Origin of the sequence: Clostridium sp. M62/1, from assembly GCF_020736365.1 — a bacterium.
Classification (GTDB): domain Bacteria; phylum Bacillota; class Clostridia; order Lachnospirales; family Lachnospiraceae; genus Otoolea; species Otoolea saccharolyticum_A.
The window spans coordinates 2,786,108-2,802,884 of the sequence record NZ_CP085988.1 but is presented as its reverse complement, the minus strand read 5'-3'; the positions used below and the strand labels follow the sequence as shown (position 1 = coordinate 2,802,884).

The following is a 16,777-nucleotide window of genomic DNA, read 5'->3' as shown; positions in this document are numbered from 1 at the left end:
AAAGCTAAGGAGATGAGTCCGATGGAGAAGGTTTACAGGACAATGCGCAATGCAGGCGCATGCAGTATCGTGATCGGAAGCGTTATGATTGTTACGGGGCTTGCAGCCGGGATTATGGCTATTGTAAGCGGGGCGGCTCTTTTGAGACGTAAATCAGAAATTACATTTTGATAAAGGGCTTTGACAGAAACGGCTGCAGCAAAATAAGCTGCAGCCGGGAAAAGCAGAGGAAAGAGTGTTGCATTTTTACGTGATTTCAGTTGCAACACTCTTTTTGGGATGGAGGCAAAGAGTGAAAGAAGAAAATATTCGCGGCATTCACGGGAAGCCGCGTTTCAGATAGAGGGGAACTGTTAAAATATTTATGTGGAAAAGAACGAAGACGCATCAGAAGGTGTGCTGGGTGCTGTTTATCGGTTACCTGCTTATGCTCACTTATTTTATGTTTTTTTCCGACGGATTCAGCCGGTCGGAATATACGGAATACCATTACAATATCACTCTGTTCAAGGAGATTAAGCGGTTTTACACCTACCGGGAGCTGCTGGGAATGAAAGCCTTTCTCATCAACACGGTGGGAAATGTGGTGTGCTTCATGCCCTTTGGCTTTATTCTCCCGATTATCACAGAGCTTGGAAAGCGCTGGTACAATACTTTTCTTCTGAGCTTTCTGATGACGTTTACCATAGAAACTATTCAGCTTGTATTCAAGGTGGGGAGCTTCGATGTGGACGACATGTTTTTAAATACTGTGGGAGGAATTGCCGGATACATACTGGTGATAATCTGCAAAGCGATGAGGAGGGTTTTCTATGACTCAGAAACCTAAAAAAATTTCATATATCAGGAAGCCGCTTGCAAAAAACAGCTTCATCTGCCTGGGACTTGCCGCTGTGGCCCTGTTTCTTGGAGGCGCAGGCATCGGCCTGGGAGTGAAAAGCCAGGGAAATCTTCCCGTAGGAGGGGCGGCGGTGTGCTTTTCCAGCTTTCTGTTTGCCGTGTTTGGAATCATATACGGCGCAGCCTCTTTTCAGGAGGATGAAAAAAATTATATTCTGGCTAAAATCGGGGCGCCTGTAAGCGGGCTTCTCGTTATTTTATGGATAGTACTTATATTAATTGGATTGAAAGGATGATGGGGATGAAATACGAAATGGGGATCCGTTATGCAGATAAATGGAAAGAGGAAAACGAGGCTGTAGGGGAACGGCATGAGCTGGCTCTCGGGCGAATCCGCGCCATACTCTCCGAGACAACCGTGGGGGAGCGCTTTCTGCCGTATTTCAGGAAAACGGCGGAGTTTATCCTGCTGTGCGAGGAGGTTTTTCGGATGCAGGTCCGCGGGGAGCTGGCAGAAAAGTCCCTGTCTGAGCTGAAAGATCTGAATGGGAAGCTCTATGAGGATATTTTGCCCGCCAATTATGGGGAGAGCTTTGCCAACCCGGCTTTCGCCTGCAGGGAGCTGACGGAAAGCTACGGGAGATACCTCTCCTTCCTCTATACAGAAATCAGGGGAATGATTGTCTATGCCTATGAGAGCCGGCTCTCCGATATGACGATTCTGGAAGAGGTGTTCATTGAAGTCTACAATCTGTTCGAGGGGGAAAAACCGGAGGAAAAGGAGTTAAAGTCTGTGCTCTACTGGTTTGTCAGCGACTACTGCGACGTCACTCTGACTTACCGGATTCGGGAGTCTTTAGATCCGTCCCTGGACTTTGCGGCAGACATTATCCGAAATGCGGATCTGTCGGATGAAAGGTATCTCTACCAGTTCGGAGAGTACATTTCTGATACGGAGCGCTCTCTTTCTGCCTTCTTAAACAGCCTGCCGGAGGAAACTGTAAAAAAGATGGCAGATACCTTCACAGAGGGCTACAGGAAAGGCTTCGAGGTGATGGGGCGCGATCTTGCAAAGAAGGAGACTGTCCAGATCCGCTGCCCTCTGGGATATGAGCGGATGATGCGGTACGCAGTGGAAAATTTTGAAAAGATGGGGCTTTCGCCGATTTTCTGCAGGGCAGCAGTGGGAACCATGAACAGGACTCCCTCCAGAACCAATGGGTACTATGGATTTTCTCCGAACCGCCAGTATGAGTATGATCACCGCTATGACAATGCCCTCTATATGGACAAGGCCTTTAAGGAGAGAAAACTCTCTGTGCTCAGGGTAGCCTATGAGGAGTACAAGGCTCTGGCAGCTGTCTATGGAGGCCCTGCCGTTCTGGAGACCTTCGGAGAGGAGGCCTTCCTGCCGGAAAACAAGAGGGAGGCATTTTCCCTGACTGAAAAGCAGGAGAAGCTGACACACGCCTATGTCAACGAGTCCATGCAGATCGTGGACGGATATATTCCGGGAGATGAAACCAGCTTTACGATCATCGCCTTTCCTGTCCCGGAAATCGGGGCGAAATTCCCGGAAATTTTTGAGGAAACCATCCGCATCAATACGCTGGATTACGAGCTCTATAAGAGAGTCCAGCAGGCGATCATCGATGCTTTCGATACAGCGGAATATGTGAAGGTAACGGGCAGGGGAGAGAACCGGACGGATCTCAGAATCAGCCTCAGGCCCCTCGGGCATCCGGAGCGGGAGACAAGGTTTGAGAACTGCGTGGCAGATGTGAATATCCCGGTTGGAGAGGTGTTTACCTCACCGGTGCTTCAGGGCACGGAGGGAACGCTGTTTGTGGGAAATGTCTATATCGGAGATTTTCAGTTCAGAAACCTCTGCATTCATTTTGAGAACGGCAGGACAACGGACTACACCTGTGAAAACTTTGCCGACGAGGAGGAGTGCAGAAAGCTGGTTAAGCAGGTCATCTTAAAGAATCACGGCAGCCTGCCTATGGGAGAGTTTGCAGTGGGAACGAATACAACTGCCTATGCGGTGGGAATCAAATACGGGATTCTCGATAAGTTTCCCATTCTGATTGCGGAAAAAACAGGCCCCCACTTTGCAGTGGGAGATACCTGCTACAGCTGGTCAGAGGACAGCCCGGTCTACAACCCGGATGGGAAAGAGGTTGTGGCCCGGGATAACGAGATTTCCATCCTGAGAAGGGAGGATCCGTCCAGGGCCTATTTCGGGTGCCACACGGATATTACGATTCCCTACTCAGAGCTTGACACGGTGGAGGCTGTGCAGAAGGACGGAAGCAGCGTCTATATTATTAAGGAAGGGCGGTTTGTGCTTCCGGGGACAGAAGAGCTGAACCTGGCGCTTCGGGAGCTGGAGGAGCAGGAATTCTAGGAGCATGGAGCCTTCGAGCCTGCCGGAATGACGAACCTGCCGGCAGGGGACAGGCTTCTGGTTAAACAGCAGGGATCATATCTGCTTATAAGTATAATTCATAAGCGCTGATCTTGACGGCAGAAGATAAAACAGGTATTATTAATTAGCAAAGCTAAGATAAAGAATGATAATTATTAGCAAAACTAATGTAAAAATATAAAAGACAAAGGAGAATTCACTATGGCAAAAGTAGGAATTGTAATGGGAAGCGACTCAGATATGCCGATTATGGCACAGGCAGCTGATTTCCTGGAGAAAATGGGAATTGACTTTGAGATGACCGTTATTTCTGCCCACAGGGAACCGGACGTATTCTTTGAGTATGCCAAATCAGCAGAGTCCAGAGGATTCAAGGTGATCATTGCAGGGGCCGGAAAGGCAGCTCATCTGCCGGGTATGTGTGCCGCCCTGTTCCCCCTCCCGGTGATCGGAGTTCCGATGAAGACCTCCGATTTAGGCGGTGTGGATTCTCTGTACTCCATCGTTCAGATGCCGTCCGGAATCCCGGTGGCGACGGTTGCCATCAACGGCGGAAAGAATGCCGGTATTCTGGCAGCGAAGATCCTGGCAGCTTCTGATCCGGAGCTTCTCGAAAAATTAAAAAAATACTCTGAGGAAATGAAGAACGAGGTCGTTTCCAAGGCAGAAAAGTTAGACAAAATCGGCTACAGGGAGTACGTGGCTCAGATGAAATAGTCCCGCGGGGCTTTGCAGTTTAAAGCCTGTTATGATACGAAAGAGCGGCAGATGTGAATACAATAGGACGTGCGCACAGGGCACAGATAGGAGATAAATCATGGATTACAAGAACGCCGGAGTGGATATTGAAGCTGGATATAAGTCTGTAGAGCTTATGAAAAAATTTGTTCAGGGGACAATGAGACCTGAGGTTATGGGAGGAATCGGAGGATTTTCCGGGGCCTTCAGCGCAGCGGCTTTTAAGGGTATGGAGGATCCGGTTCTCTTATCCGGTACAGACGGAGTGGGAACGAAGCTCAAGCTGGCTTTCCTTCTGGATAAGCATGACACCGTGGGCATTGACTGTGTGGCCATGTGCGTGAACGATGTGGCCTGCGCAGGCGGAGAGCCTCTGTTTTTCCTGGACTATGTTGCCTGCGGGAAAAACATTCCCGAGAGAATTGCCACAATCGTGAGCGGCGTGGCAGAGGGCTGCATCCAGTCAGGCGCTGCCCTCATCGGCGGAGAGACAGCGGAAATGCCGGGCTTCTATCCGGAGGACGAGTATGATCTGGCAGGCTTTGCCGTGGGCGTGGCTGACAGAAAGGATATGATCACCGGAGAGCATTTAAAGGCAGGGGATGTGCTGATCGGTATGGCATCCTCCGGCGTTCACAGCAACGGATTTTCCCTGGTGAGAAAAATTTTCGAGAATGAGCTCACAAAAGAGGGCTTAAATACATATTATGATGAGCTTGGAAAGACCCTGGGAGAGGCGCTGATTGCCCCTACCAAGATCTATGTGAAGGCTCTGCGGGCAGTGAAGGAGGCAGGAGTTGCCGTTAAGGCCTGCAGCCACATTACCGGAGGCGGCTTCTACGAGAACGTGCCTAGAATGTTAAAAGAGGGAACCAGGGCTGTGATTAAGAAGGACAGCTATGAGGTTCCGCCGATCTTTGGTCTGATGGCGAAGAAAGGACAGGTAGAGGAGCACATCATGTACAATACCTTTAATATGGGAATCGGCATGATCGTGGCTGTGGATCCGGCAGATGCAGAGAAGACCATGGAGGCCATGAGGGCAGCAGGTGAGACTCCTTATGTCATCGGCTCTGTGGAGGCAGGAGAAAAGGGAGTAGACTTATGTTAAGAGTCGGAGTCATGGTGTCGGGAGGAGGCACGAATCTTCAGGCTATCCTGGATGCCATTGACAGCAAGAAGATCAGAAACGCCGCTGTGGTGGCGGTGATCAGCAACAACCGGAATGCCTATGCCCTGGAGCGGGCGAGGAACCATGGGATTGAGGCTGTCTGCGTTTCACCGAAGGACTATGAAACCAGAGCTCAGTTCAATGAGGCTCTCTTGGCCAGGGTGGATGAATACAGGCTGGATCTGATTGTGCTGGCCGGATTTCTGGTGGCTATCCCGGCAGCCATGATTCAGAAATACCCAAACCGTATTATCAACATCCATCCGTCCCTGATCCCATCCTTCTGCGGAGTGGGCTATTACGGACTTAAGGTGCATGAGGCAGCTCTTAAAAGAGGCGTAAAAATTACCGGGGCTACCGTTCACTTTGTGGACGAGGGGACTGACACGGGACCCATCCTTCTGCAGAAAGCTGTGGAGGTAAAGCCGGGCGATACGCCGGAAATCCTCCAGCGCCGGGTGATGGAGGAGGCCGAGTGGATTCTTCTTCCGAAAGCCATCGACATGATTGCAAATGGGGAGATCTCATAAATAGAAGGGCCGGAAACGGCCCGGCTGGTTTGAGGCTGGCTTCCGTCCGGGAGGCCGGCCTTAGGCCGTTTTGGCAGAGGATGAATTTTGACAGAACTGAGAGTTTGGGAGAAATTCTGAGAGAGGGGCCAACGCCCGGGTAGGGACGGATTCCGCTCAGATAACTCAGAGATAAATGGAGGACAACGAGATGAAGGTTTTAATTGTGGGAAGCGGCGGAAGAGAGCATGCGATTGCCTGGAAGGTGGCTCAGAGCCCTAAGGTAGAGAAAATTTACTGTGCGCCGGGAAATGCGGGGATTGCAGAGGTGGCAGAGTGCGTTCCCATCGGAGCCATGGAGTTTGAGAAGCTGGCAGCCTTTGCAAAAGACAGACAGATTGACCTGACGGTCATCGGCATGGACGATCCGCTGGTAGGGGGGATTGTGGACGTATTTGAGAAAGAGGGGCTGAGGGTATTCGGGCCGAGAAAGAATGCAGCCATTCTCGAGGGATCCAAGGCCTTCTCCAAGGATCTGATGAAGAAATACGGGATTCCCACTGCAGCCTATGAAAATTTTGACAATGCGGACGAGGCCCTCGCATATCTGGAAACGGCTTCCATGCCTATCGTCCTGAAGGCGGACGGCCTGGCCCTGGGAAAGGGCGTGCTCATCTGCAATACGCTGGAGGAGGCAAAAGAGGGTGTAAAGAGCATTATGCTGGACAAGAAATTCGGCTCTGCCGGAAATCAGATGGTGGTTGAGGAGTTTATGACAGGGCGGGAGGTGTCTGTGCTCTCTTTTGTAGACGGCAATACCATCAAAATCATGACCTCCGCGCAGGATCACAAGCGGGCCAAGGACGGCGACGAGGGACTCAACACAGGCGGAATGGGAACCTTTTCCCCCAGTCCCTTCTATACAGAAGAGGTGGATCAGTTCTGCAGAGAGCACATTTACCAGGCCACAGTGGATGCCATGAAGAAGGAGGGCAGGGAGTTCAAGGGAATTATTTTCTTTGGACTGATGCTGACAGACAAGGGGCCGAGAGTCCTTGAGTACAACGCCAGGTTCGGAGATCCGGAGACCCAGGTGGTGCTTCCACGCATGAAGAATGATATTGTGGAGGTATTTGAGGCGTGCATCGACGGCACCCTGGATCAGATCGATCTGGAATTTGAGGACAATGCAGCGGTCTGCGTCGTTCTGGCCTCTGACGGCTACCCGGTGAAGTATGAGAAAGGGCTCCCCATCCGGGGCCTTGAGAATTTCCGGCAGAAGGATGGATACTATGTATTCCATGCCGGAACAGCCTTCGACAGGGAAGGAAGGATTGTCACAAACGGAGGACGCGTTCTGGGCGTGACAGCCACCGGAGAAAACCTGAAGGCCGCCAGGGCAAACGCCTACAGGGCTGCAGAGTGGGTGGATTTTGACAATAAATATATGCGCCATGATATTGGAAAGGCTATTGACGAGGCTTAGAACAGGCGGCAGGGAGCGATAACGGAACCCTGACTAATCTGCAGGAAGCCTATTCTGAAATGAAAATGCCGCGGGCTGTCAGTGAAATGCTGATTGTCTGCGGCATTTATGGGATAACAGGATTCCTGCGGGAGGGTGGGAAAGCTTCCGGCAAGGCAGAGCCGTTAGGAGACTTGTATATAAAATTTGTAAAAAAAGTAAAAGAAAAGAGGGAAGCTTGCAGGACGCGGTAATTGGTGGTAGGATAGGAGTGGTCTGAGAGCAGACCCTGCGATGCATAAGCAGATGAGAGTTGACAACAGATACGGAACATACACTGGGAGGAAACGAAATGTTTGCAGACTACCATGTCCATTCTGAATTCAGCTGGGATTCCAGGACGCCCATGGAGGCCCAGATTCAGGCGGCAGTCCGGGCGGGAGTGGAGGAGCTTTGCTTCACGGAGCATGTGGACTACGGGGCGAGATGCGGGGAGGACAACTGCGATTACAGCGCATATAAGAGGGAGCTGGAGCGCTGCCGGGCGATTTACGGAAATCAGATCCGGCTGAAATATGGAATTGAATTTGGAGTGCAGACGCACACAATCGGAGAATATGAGAGGGATTTCCGGGAGCAGTCCTTTGACTTTGTGATTTTGTCCTGCCATCAGGTTGACAATCTGGAATTTATATAATTATCTCTCTAACTTTCCCCATTTTATAGGCTTTCCCGCCTGTCCATTAGTGAAATGATATGTAGTTTCCCTTATTTTTGCCCTTATGAGATAATCACAAGGGAAATAAGGGAAATTTTTTAGTCATTGCCTACCACTTTATCAAGAAGCCGAACCGATTTTCGTTTCGCATCTCTTGTGGAGTGAGCATAGACGTTCATTGTGGTACTGACATCTGAGTGTCCTAACAATTCCTGCACATCTTTTGGGGCAGCTCCATTTGCTAAAAGGTTGCTTGCATAGGTGTGACGTAACTGGTGGAAATGAAAGCCTTCAAATCCCTCTAATGTTTTTGCTACCTTTCTGCATACCGTTCCCAAAGTAGTCGGAAGTTCCAGACAGCCATCAGGTCTTAAGCAGACGAAAGAAATTTCTTTATAATCTGCCGGGACTTCCTCTGTTCTGTCTAAGCAATAATACTCGTAGTACACTCTGTTTTTCTCTTTGACCTCTTTGTAGTAGTTCGTGTGATAAAGTTCTCCATACTGCATTCGATTTTTTAACTGCTCTTTCCGGGCATTACGGAAAATCTCTACCAGCGTATCTCCAAAATCAACAATCCTCACTTTTTTCCGCTTGGTTGGTCCGATGATATATTTGCGTTTTGAGCCATCATATCGGATGCTGCGTCTTATGGTAAGGCATTGTTCTTCCAGATTTACGTCCTGCCATGCCAAACCACAGGCTTCTCCAATACGAAGCCCGGCATAATAGGCTATCTGGATTGGAAGTATTGCGGCTGGGTTCTTTTTTTGAAGATACGTAAGCAGTCTTTCATAATCTTCTCGTGAAATTGGTTGGATATTTCCGTCCATGTCCTCATCCGAAAACAAATCAACTTCGTCCGTCTGATACCGCAGTTTAATATACTGCATGGGATTGAACGTAATATACTGTTTTGGAAATACTGCAAAGCGGAAGGACTGCTGCATGACTGCGGAAAAAGAATGGATGTAATCTTTGCTGTAACCCTTTTTCTCTTTTCCATCGGGATGAACTCCCCCAAAGGAAAGCAAATCAAAGAAGGATTGCAAATGCTCAGAGGTTACATTTTTTAATTTCCGTTCTGCCAATGGGTGTTTCTTGATATTTCGGATTGTTCCGAGGTAATTCTCCACAGTACCATTGCTGAGCGTACCTGTTTTTAATTCCTCCTCTGCCCACACATCCAGAAGTTGTCCGACTGTGAGATTTTCCGCTTTGGCAACAAATTTCTTTTTTTCATAATCATCCATTGCCTGACGGAGCAGCTTTTCAGTTTCACTTTTGCTTTCTGTTCCAACGCATTCTTTTTGAACAAGATTGCCGCTTGCGTCCTCTACATAGAAGCGGTAGTACCATTTCTTTCCTTTTTTTCTTACAGATCCTTTTGCCATAATCGTATATCTCCTTTCGATATTAGACAATCGGAACTGATGAAATGCTTCGTGCGTGTAAGTATATCATAACTCCGGTTGTCTTACTATACCGATTCGGAATCTTCGTATAAGACTTCTGATAAAAGATTTGCAAGCCTTTGTTCTGCTGTTTTTGGTTTCTTGGAATAGAGCCTTACAACGTCTGCCATCTCATTAAGAGCATTGATGGTAGGAGTGATTTCCCTTAAGAACATAATCTCATTATATTCCTCATTCGATTCAAACCCTATTGTTTTGGCAATATCCGTCTGACCAGCATTCCCCTTGAAATTTTTGCAGGCGAACTGGAAGGAATCCAAAAACAGACCATATTGTTTTAACATCAGCAGTAATAAATCTTTTGAAAAAGCATCTTCTTCTTTGGTAAGGGCAAGCGGTAACTGTTCCAGAATATCTCCCATCGCATCACGAATCTGTAACTCTCTCTTATCCGTAATGTCGGTTTCATATTCATCTGTTTCCCCTTTGAGCCATTCCACAGATACATGGAGTGCTTCCGAAAGACCTTCCAGCACCATTTTTTTCGTATTGTCAATCGAACCATTCTCATAACGCAGGATTGTAGAAGCGGTAACCCCCATCTTTTCTGCGACATAAGGCTGTGTCAGATTCAATTCCAGACGGCGCTGTTTTACTCTGCTGCCTATCAGCTTGCGTAGTTCTTTATCTTTCATGCTGACTGCCTCCTTTTTCGGTATGTATGAATTATAGCATTGTTTTTCTAAAATTGCAATATGCAACATAAAGTTTGTTTTTGATATTTCGTAACGCTTGACAAAAAGATATGAAAAGGATATACTTACATCACAAGAATTGCATAATGCAATTTATAAGGAGGTGATTATATGACGCAAAGAAAAATTGCATTATCCATCGAAGAAGCTGCTGACTATACGGGAATCGGCAGAAATACCTTAAGACAGCTTGTAGAATGGAAGAAACTTCCAGTATTAAAGGTTGGTCGCAAAGTCCTGATTAAAACCGATATTCTGGAAATGTTTATGGAAGCTAATGAAGGTCGTGATTTGAGGGATAGAGGAAATGTAAAAGCCGTAACAAGAACTGCGGCAAATTAAAAAGGCGGCTTCCGAAGAAACCGCCAAAGGTTCTATCAGACCGAAGCCATGATATACCTACACGCAAGAAGATTATACCATGTGCTTCTTCTGATACGCAACCGAGAACTTATGTTTGTGAAGGAAAGGAGAATGTAAGAATGGCAAAATCAACAAAAAGTTATGAAGAACGAATGCTTGAAATGGAAAAGAAGGAACAGGAAAGCCTTGAAAAAGCAAAACGATATGCAGCACAGAAGAAAGAACTTCTAAAACGAAAGAAAGCCGAAGAAAGTAAAAAACGAACCCATAGGCTCTGTCAGGTTGGCGGTGCGGTGGAATCCGTTCTTGGTGCGACTATTGAGGAGGAAGACATCCCAAAGCTGATTGGTTTTCTGAAAAAGCAGGAAGCCAATGGGAAATTTTTCTCAAAGGCAATGCAGAAAGAAACAAATACCGATATGGAGGAAGTGTAATGGCGGATGGGATGAGTTTTTCATTCCCTTCATTGCTTTTTCATGAAGGGCGCACTTATGGACAACCAGAGGTCGTCCCAATAAGTTTGCCACAAGTGGCAACCGGTCTGCGCTCACGCTTGCCGGGCTCGTTCCGTCGGCGGGGCTTTCAGCCAGACCTGCTCATGCCACAGGAGGCACTCTTCGCCAGAGAGGCGCATTCCATGCAGGCTGCTATGCGCAGGGCACTCTTACGCAGAGGGCGTTCTGGCAATGCTGCTTTTTCTAAAATCGAAAGCAATGTTGCCGGAAATCTATACCGGATGTGCAGAAAGGAGGAATCCAGATATGGCGATTTTTCATTACACAATCAAAATAGTCGGACGAAGTAAAGGGAAATCTGTTATCTCCGCTTCCGCATATCTCAATGGGGATGTGATGAAAAACGAGGAAACCGGGAGAATCAGTTATTACACTTCTAAAAAAGAAGTGGTCTACACCAGTCTGATGATGTGTGAAAACGCACCTCCTGAATGGCAGATAGTACCAGAAGAAAATATAAAACGCTTTCAAAAATCTGTCCGCTACAAAAGGTCAGAAGATAAAGAAGCTGCTTTAGAAAAATTCAAAATCACATTTCAGAAACAGAGGTTATGGAATGAGGTATTGAAGATTGAAAAAAATGCAGATGCCCAACTTGGCAGGTCATTTGAATTTGCCCTCCCCAAAGAATGGAGCAGACAGGAACAAATTCAATATACAACCGACTATATCCAAAAAACTTTTGTAGATAGAGGAATGTGCGCTGATTGGAGTATCCACGACAAAGGGGATGGCAACCCCCATGTCCATCTGCTTCTAACTATGCGTCCTTTTAACCCGGATCATTCTTGGGGAAAGAAAGAAGTCAAGGATTGGGATTTTGTCAGAGATAAAAACGGAAATATCGTGATTGATGAATCCCATCCGAACTGGTGGCAGGATAAGAAAAACCCTGACCGTCATGGAATCCGTATCCCTGTATTAGACGAAAACGGAATTCAGAAGATTGGAGCAAGAAACCGCCTGCAATGGAAACGGGTGCTGACCGATGCTACTGGATGGAACAATCCAAAAAATTGTGAACTGTGGCGGAGTGAATGGGCAAAGGTATGTAATGAACATCTGCCTTTGCATAATCAAGTTGATCATCGTTCTTATGAAAAGCAGGGAAAACTCCAGATTCCTACCATCCATGAAGGAGCTGACGCAAGAAAGATTGAACAAAAGTTTTTTGCCGGGCAGGAAATAAAAGGCTCGTGGAAAGTAGCGGAAAATCAAATCATAAAACAACAAAACACGTTATTGCAAAAGATACTAAACACCTTTGGGAAAGTATCGGGTGCATTATCATTATGGAAGGAGCGATTAAATGACATTAGAAGAAAGCCGGGAAATTATACCCTTAATGGAATCCATGATTGGTCAAATCGAAGAACAGCAGAACCTAATGGCAGAAATGATTCTGGAAATGCAGAACCGGGACACTCAACTCTCTCTTATGCAAAAACAGAATCAGAAATTACAAAAATTAAACAACGAGTTATCCGAGCTGCTCAACATTTTGCCAAATACCGAGGAACTGCTTTCCAAGATGGAAGAACAGAAAACGAAGATAGAGCTTTTGGAAAACGAAAATCAGCAATGGCAGAAATTGGCACAGAAGCTGAACAGCGAAAACAGTTTATTACTGAAACAGAACACCGAATTGCTGAACTGGAACAGCAGATAGAGAAAGGACGTGATATAGATGAACGAATCCAGAGAATCAAAGAACGCCGAACAGTTGGAAGAACTTCTGCTCTTGACCGAGGAGATACAAGAAGAACTAGAACAGAAAGAACAGCTTATCGTGGAACTGAAGACGCAGCTCAGCGAATCTCTGACCTTGAACGAGAAATTAAACAAAGAGAACAGAGCCGGGAATATTCAAGCATTAAAGAACGACTTGAAGCTGGCAGACAGAGCATTGCGGATCGAGAAAGAGAAGTTGCGAAGCGCAAACGTCATGATAGAGGAATGTCAAGATAAAATATGCTATTTAACACAGGAACGGGATTATGCCCGGACACATCAGAAAATCGTAGAAATACCGGTAGAAAAGCCGGTACTCTATGAAAAATGTGAAGCCTGTAACCGGACAGCCTATCAGAATGCAAAAGCAAAATACGAAACACAAAAAGAGCGACTTGCAGGACAGTATAAAGCAAAAACGGTAATGTTCCAAACAACCTTGTTCCTTCTTGCATGGTATTCGTTGACAACCACTCTTTTTCAGGCAGTACAGTCAGATATGTTCCTTGTCGATTGTAAATCATTCTTCAATGATTTAGCATCATTCATACAAACCTTTGTCGGATGGACGATTGATGCCGGGCATTCTGCGGCACAGATTAGTACAAAAATTCCAAATGCTTTTATAGCCGGAATGGTATATTGGTTATTGCTAATATTGATTGTAGGAATATGTATGGCAGGAACAGGGATGCTGGCGATACTGATAGAAATAAAGGTTATAGAATTATATAAGAAAAACTGTTGGGATGTTATTACTCTACTAATGATACTGACAAGTGTTGCTATTGTCATTTATTTTGGAGAATCAATCAAAAAAGTACTGTCAGTAAATCTTCTATTGCTTTTCGTACTTTCGCAGGGCGCATATGTTGGAATTAGATGTTATCTTAAAGTTTGGTTAGAAAAAAGACCATATTAGTATTTTCAACTTACTGTATAGACAGTAAAATTACTCCATACCAGCCTAGTGAAAATTTACTGTATGAAAAGAAGTATTACAGAGAAAAAAGGCTGTAAAAACAGGAACAGCCAGCCCGAAAGAATTTACGGACTGGCTGTATCAGCAGAGTAATGTAATTGTGGAGCTGACCGAGATATGAAAAGCTTTCTATCATCAATTTCGCATTATTGCAATAACAGATTGCTTCTTCCATGAATGAATAAGCAATATTGTCATCAAACTTTCAAGCATAAACATAGCAACAGCAAAAAGAGTAAAAGCAACAACCGGAAATACAAATCCCGTAGACATGCCTGCATTTTTCAAAAATATACCGATTGCATATCCGCCGGGGATTCCAACAACAGCAGTTATAAGCAATGCAATCAAAGTAGTAAAAAGACCTTCCATCATAAATGCTTGCTTCAACTGCTTATTTGTCATACCAATAGATTTTAGTGTGCCCATTTCCTGTTTCTGTGATAAAAGATTTGTCACAGTAAGATTGATTTGATTGATGACCGCAAATATCCACAAGATGGCTGCAATCGCATAAGCTAATGTAAAACCTGCACGATTGTCTGATTGGTGTTCTACAATAAAATCTTGAAGGGTTTGTAAGCGAACATCCCTATTGTCAGAAACGAGTAATTTGAGTTCTTGCTCGATTATCTCCTGATATTCAGCTTCTGCTTGTATTTCGATTGCGTATGTACAGTCATAACCTGCAAGTTCTTTGAGCATATTTTCCGGCATTCTGAAAATATAGCCACCCATTCCATCATTGCTGGAAGTGATTGCACCAATTTTGAATGCTTTTGTTATTGTTTTACCACTATGATTTTTGAAATTAAAGGTCACAGTATCCCCAATTTGAGGTTTCCAATGGTAAACATCATAAATACGTTCGGGATCACTTACAACTAATTCTGTATCATCAGTAATATTTCCAGACAAAACCGCTGCATTTAGCGACGCCAAATCCTTTTCATTATAGCCGAGCATCAAGGTGCTATCTGAAATATCATTGTCTGTTGAGAAATCAACTGGTACGGTAGCATAAGTAAATATATTGCTAACTCCCTCTATATCTCCAACACGCTTTACATAATCAGAAAAATATTCTTTCTGCAAGAGAGCATCCAAATTTTCACTTTCGTTTTCTAAATCAATGCTGATTTTGAAATCTCCGTACTTCATATCCCAATAACGAGCCATACTCTCGGCATTAAAAGAACTCTGATAACTTGCTGCAAGGAAAAATATAACTCCGCACAGTCCCAATGATAAAATGGTCAATAGAGATTTTTTTCTGTTTCTGGAAAAGCTGATTTTCGCTAAATATACAGGCGTAATACGATGTCTTTTGTGAGTGCGGTAATTTACAATTCCCACTGGATTTTTCAGGGCGGAAATTGGAGAAGTATTCGCTGCAATTTTTGCTGGTTTACGAACACTAATATAAACAAGCAGTATTCCAAAAAGGCATGCGCCACATAGAGAAACAATAAATGCAAATACTGACCAGCCTTTTGATTGCAGACAATAGCTGATGATCGTTCCCATGATACTACCAATTAAAATCCCCGGAACTGCAAGCATATAACCCTGTTTAAGAACTATTTTATAAATTTGCTTTTTACTTGCCCCTATTGTCCGAAGCTGTCCGAACTCAGCAACTTTTTGTCCAACCGAAATATAGAAAATGCTGTAAATTACAAGTGCGGCAGCTAAAAACAAAATGGCAGCAACTACACCATATACCGCATAATTACTGAAGGACAAAGTTGTATTTACATAATCATAGTAACTGCTGACTGTCCAATTATTCAGTCCAGTCTCCTCTGAAATTTGAGATAATATTTCTGTTGCTTCGTCTTTTGTAAGGGTATCTGCATTTTCAAGCCAAACATATCCATTAAGCAGGTTATTTCCACGTAATTCCCGGCATTTTTCAAGTGAAACAAAAACAGGATAAGCGGTAGAAGTTTTATCATGATAAATACCAACAATAGTATAATTCTTCAAAGTACCATCCAGATTCAACTGAACTATGGCGTTGATTTCCGGAGACTTATTTTCACTGGCAAAAAAGGCATCTGTAACAGCAATTTCACTTGCTTTCTCTGGATATTTTCCGTCAAAGGCAGGAATCAAACTAAGCATGTCATCATCATAATAAATCAGAGACAGTTCTTTAGAATTTTCTTTCACTGTTTTGATATTACAGGAAAGTCCTACACTTTTTACTTCTTCGTTTGCTAACAACTTTTCTTTACTGTCCTGCGTAATGTCAAAGAAAATCCCTTGATGTAATCCTTCGATTTCTTTCTGATTTTGATAAATGATATTTTGCACTGTGAGCAACGACATCATTATCATAGCAACGGCTACAATAATTGCCGAAAGGCAAAATAAGTTTTTCTTCTTATCAAAACGCACACTTTTTCGTGCTAATTTTTTAATTACTGCACTGGTATCATTTTCAAAAGGATAATTCATAATTCCCACCTCCTTTAGCCAACAATTTTACCATCTTCAATCCGTACAATGCGGTCTGCGAGTTGAGCGATCTCGTTGTTGTGAGTAATCATTACAATGGTCTGATTAAATTCTCCGCTGGTATGCTTCAAAAGCCCTAACACATCTGCACTGGTCTTGCTATCAAGATTTCCGGTCGGTTCATCAGCAAGGATAATCGCAGGCTTCGTAATTAAAGCTCGTGCAATCGCTACACGTTGCTGTTGACCGCCTGAAAGATTGTTCGGCATATTTTCCAGTTTATCTTCTAAAGCCAACATATACACAACTTCGTCCATAAATTTCTGGTCTACTGTATCGCCATCCAGTTCCACAGGCAGGACGATATTTTCATATACATTCAAAATCGGAACCAGATTATAATTTTGGAAGATAAATCCGATGTTACGACGGCGGAAAATTGTCAATTCATCATCATTCTTTTTTGCGAGTTCTTCTCCCCGTACAATCACGCTGCCGGAAGTGGGGGTATCAAGTCCTCCCATCATGTGAAGCAATGTAGACTTACCGCTGCCGGAAGTTCCAACTACGGCAACAAATTCTCCCTGTTCCACAGTAAAATTTACACCATTAAGGGCACGAGTAATATTTGGTTCTGTGCCGTAATACTTCTTTAAGTCGATTGTTTGTAAAATGCTCATA

The 16,777-nt window shown here is 44.9% G+C and carries 18 protein-coding genes; 14 read left to right on the top strand and 4 right to left on the bottom strand.

The features are described 5' to 3' along the window. Nucleotides 1–21: 21 nt before the first annotated feature. The 9 genes from LK436_RS13150 to LK436_RS13110 all read left to right on the top strand — a co-directional run bounded on the left by LK436_RS13150 (nucleotide 22) and on the right by LK436_RS13110 (nucleotide 7,851). Nucleotides 22–171, top strand: a complete 150-nt coding sequence (locus LK436_RS13150) for a hypothetical protein (protein ID WP_015545229.1) — start codon at nucleotides 22–24, stop codon at nucleotides 169–171. Between the two features lie 193 nt (nucleotides 172–364). Further along, complete coding sequence (locus tag LK436_RS13145; RefSeq protein ID WP_008395138.1) at nucleotides 365–829, top strand: VanZ family protein; 465 nt, start codon at nucleotides 365–367, stop codon at nucleotides 827–829. Further along, nucleotides 813–1,136, top strand: coding sequence for a hypothetical protein (locus LK436_RS13140; protein ID WP_008395139.1), 324 nt, complete (start codon nucleotides 813–815; stop codon nucleotides 1,134–1,136). The genes LK436_RS13145 and LK436_RS13140 overlap by 17 nt, the downstream gene beginning before the upstream one ends. A gap of 5 nt (nucleotides 1,137–1,141) precedes the next feature. Beyond that, nucleotides 1,142–3,250: an aminopeptidase gene (locus tag LK436_RS13135; protein WP_083794707.1), complete on the top strand. Its 2,109-nt coding sequence runs from the start codon at nucleotides 1,142–1,144 to the stop codon at nucleotides 3,248–3,250. A gap of 222 nt (nucleotides 3,251–3,472) precedes the next feature. After that, nucleotides 3,473–3,988 carry a 5-(carboxyamino)imidazole ribonucleotide mutase gene (gene purE / locus LK436_RS13130; RefSeq protein ID WP_008395142.1) on the top strand — a complete coding sequence of 172 codons (516 nt, stop codon included), beginning with the start codon at nucleotides 3,473–3,475 and terminating at the stop codon, nucleotides 3,986–3,988. 100 nt (nucleotides 3,989–4,088) lie between these two features. Further along, nucleotides 4,089–5,120, top strand: a complete 1,032-nt coding sequence (gene purM, locus LK436_RS13125) for a phosphoribosylformylglycinamidine cyclo-ligase (RefSeq protein ID WP_008395143.1) — start codon at nucleotides 4,089–4,091, stop codon at nucleotides 5,118–5,120. After that, nucleotides 5,114–5,710 carry a phosphoribosylglycinamide formyltransferase gene (gene purN / locus LK436_RS13120; protein WP_008395144.1) on the top strand — a complete coding sequence of 199 codons (597 nt, stop codon included), beginning with the start codon at nucleotides 5,114–5,116 and terminating at the stop codon, nucleotides 5,708–5,710. The genes purM and purN overlap by 7 nt, the downstream gene beginning before the upstream one ends. Nucleotides 5,711–5,900: 190 nt before the next feature. After that, on the top strand, nucleotides 5,901–7,175 hold the full coding sequence (gene purD, locus LK436_RS13115) for a phosphoribosylamine--glycine ligase (protein ID WP_044930351.1): 1,275 nt from the start codon (nucleotides 5,901–5,903) through the stop codon (nucleotides 7,173–7,175). A 292-nt stretch (nucleotides 7,176–7,467) separates the two neighbouring features. Beyond that, entirely contained in the window at nucleotides 7,468–7,851 is a 384-nt protein-coding gene (locus LK436_RS13110; RefSeq protein ID WP_227910067.1) for a PHP domain-containing protein, read from the top strand. Between the two features lie 119 nt (nucleotides 7,852–7,970). Here the strand turns inward: LK436_RS13110 and LK436_RS13105 are convergent, their stop codons facing one another. Together LK436_RS13105 and LK436_RS13100 are read right to left on the bottom strand one after the other, a co-directional pair. Next, complete coding sequence (locus tag LK436_RS13105) at nucleotides 7,971–9,266, bottom strand: tyrosine-type recombinase/integrase (protein WP_008394179.1); 1,296 nt, start codon at nucleotides 9,264–9,266, stop codon at nucleotides 7,971–7,973. An 86-nt stretch (nucleotides 9,267–9,352) separates the two neighbouring features. Next, nucleotides 9,353–9,982, bottom strand: coding sequence for a helix-turn-helix domain-containing protein (locus LK436_RS13100; protein ID WP_015530715.1), 630 nt, complete (start codon nucleotides 9,980–9,982; stop codon nucleotides 9,353–9,355). Nucleotides 9,983–10,153: 171 nt separating this feature from the next. Between LK436_RS13100 and LK436_RS13095 the strand changes: the two genes are divergently transcribed. The 5 genes from LK436_RS13095 to LK436_RS13075 all read left to right on the top strand — a co-directional run bounded on the left by LK436_RS13095 (nucleotide 10,154) and on the right by LK436_RS13075 (nucleotide 13,573). Then, a complete protein-coding gene (locus tag LK436_RS13095; RefSeq protein WP_004843519.1) occupies nucleotides 10,154–10,384 on the top strand; it encodes a helix-turn-helix domain-containing protein in 231 nt (76 codons plus the stop codon). Between the two features lie 140 nt (nucleotides 10,385–10,524). Continuing rightward, entirely contained in the window at nucleotides 10,525–10,839 is a 315-nt protein-coding gene (locus LK436_RS13090; protein WP_008394181.1) for a hypothetical protein, read from the top strand. Next, nucleotides 10,839–11,210 carry a hypothetical protein gene (locus tag LK436_RS13085; RefSeq protein ID WP_015561462.1) on the top strand — a complete coding sequence of 124 codons (372 nt, stop codon included), beginning with the start codon at nucleotides 10,839–10,841 and terminating at the stop codon, nucleotides 11,208–11,210. The genes LK436_RS13090 and LK436_RS13085 overlap by 1 nt, the downstream gene beginning before the upstream one ends. Then, nucleotides 11,167–12,888, top strand: coding sequence for a MobA/MobL family protein (locus tag LK436_RS13080; RefSeq protein WP_015530716.1), 1,722 nt, complete (start codon nucleotides 11,167–11,169; stop codon nucleotides 12,886–12,888). Before LK436_RS13085 ends, LK436_RS13080 begins: the two co-directional genes overlap by 44 nt. Further along, nucleotides 12,866–13,573, top strand: a complete 708-nt coding sequence (locus tag LK436_RS13075; RefSeq protein ID WP_008394183.1) for a DUF6040 family protein — start codon at nucleotides 12,866–12,868, stop codon at nucleotides 13,571–13,573. Before LK436_RS13080 ends, LK436_RS13075 begins: the two co-directional genes overlap by 23 nt. A 195-nt stretch (nucleotides 13,574–13,768) precedes the next feature. On the opposite strand, the gene LK436_RS13070 is transcribed toward LK436_RS13075, so the two are convergent. After that, a complete protein-coding gene (locus LK436_RS13070) occupies nucleotides 13,769–16,096 on the bottom strand; it encodes an ABC transporter permease (RefSeq protein WP_006859032.1) in 2,328 nt (775 codons plus the stop codon). 14 nt (nucleotides 16,097–16,110) lie between these two features. Further along, the gene (locus LK436_RS13065; RefSeq protein ID WP_006859033.1) at nucleotides 16,111–16,776 is read right to left on the bottom strand and encodes an ABC transporter ATP-binding protein; all 666 of its coding nucleotides are present in this window, start codon (nucleotides 16,774–16,776) and stop codon (nucleotides 16,111–16,113) included. Between the last annotated feature and the right edge of the window lies 1 nt (nucleotide 16,777).

Coding starts and splice junctions, on each gene's coding strand:
- LK436_RS13150 (WP_015545229.1), top strand. CDS start 22: ATGGAGAAGGTTTACAGGACAATGCGCAATGCAGGCGCATGCAGTATC.
- LK436_RS13145 (WP_008395138.1), top strand. CDS start 365: ATGTGGAAAAGAACGAAGACGCATCAGAAGGTGTGCTGGGTGCTGTTT.
- LK436_RS13140 (WP_008395139.1), top strand. CDS start 813: ATGACTCAGAAACCTAAAAAAATTTCATATATCAGGAAGCCGCTTGCA.
- LK436_RS13135 (WP_083794707.1), top strand. CDS start 1,142: ATGAAATACGAAATGGGGATCCGTTATGCAGATAAATGGAAAGAGGAA.
- purE (WP_008395142.1), top strand. CDS start 3,473: ATGGCAAAAGTAGGAATTGTAATGGGAAGCGACTCAGATATGCCGATT.
- purM (WP_008395143.1), top strand. CDS start 4,089: ATGGATTACAAGAACGCCGGAGTGGATATTGAAGCTGGATATAAGTCT.
- purN (WP_008395144.1), top strand. CDS start 5,114: ATGTTAAGAGTCGGAGTCATGGTGTCGGGAGGAGGCACGAATCTTCAG.
- purD (WP_044930351.1), top strand. CDS start 5,901: ATGAAGGTTTTAATTGTGGGAAGCGGCGGAAGAGAGCATGCGATTGCC.
- LK436_RS13105 (WP_008394179.1), bottom strand. CDS start 9,266: ATGGCAAAAGGATCTGTAAGAAAAAAAGGAAAGAAATGGTACTACCGC.
- LK436_RS13100 (WP_015530715.1), bottom strand. CDS start 9,982: ATGAAAGATAAAGAACTACGCAAGCTGATAGGCAGCAGAGTAAAACAG.
- LK436_RS13095 (WP_004843519.1), top strand. CDS start 10,154: ATGACGCAAAGAAAAATTGCATTATCCATCGAAGAAGCTGCTGACTAT.
- LK436_RS13090 (WP_008394181.1), top strand. CDS start 10,525: ATGGCAAAATCAACAAAAAGTTATGAAGAACGAATGCTTGAAATGGAA.
- LK436_RS13085 (WP_015561462.1), top strand. CDS start 10,839: ATGGCGGATGGGATGAGTTTTTCATTCCCTTCATTGCTTTTTCATGAA.
- LK436_RS13080 (WP_015530716.1), top strand. CDS start 11,167: ATGGCGATTTTTCATTACACAATCAAAATAGTCGGACGAAGTAAAGGG.
- LK436_RS13075 (WP_008394183.1), top strand. CDS start 12,866: ATGATAGAGGAATGTCAAGATAAAATATGCTATTTAACACAGGAACGG.
- LK436_RS13070 (WP_006859032.1), bottom strand. CDS start 16,096: ATGAATTATCCTTTTGAAAATGATACCAGTGCAGTAATTAAAAAATTA.
- LK436_RS13065 (WP_006859033.1), bottom strand. CDS start 16,776: ATGAGCATTTTACAAACAATCGACTTAAAGAAGTATTACGGCACAGAA.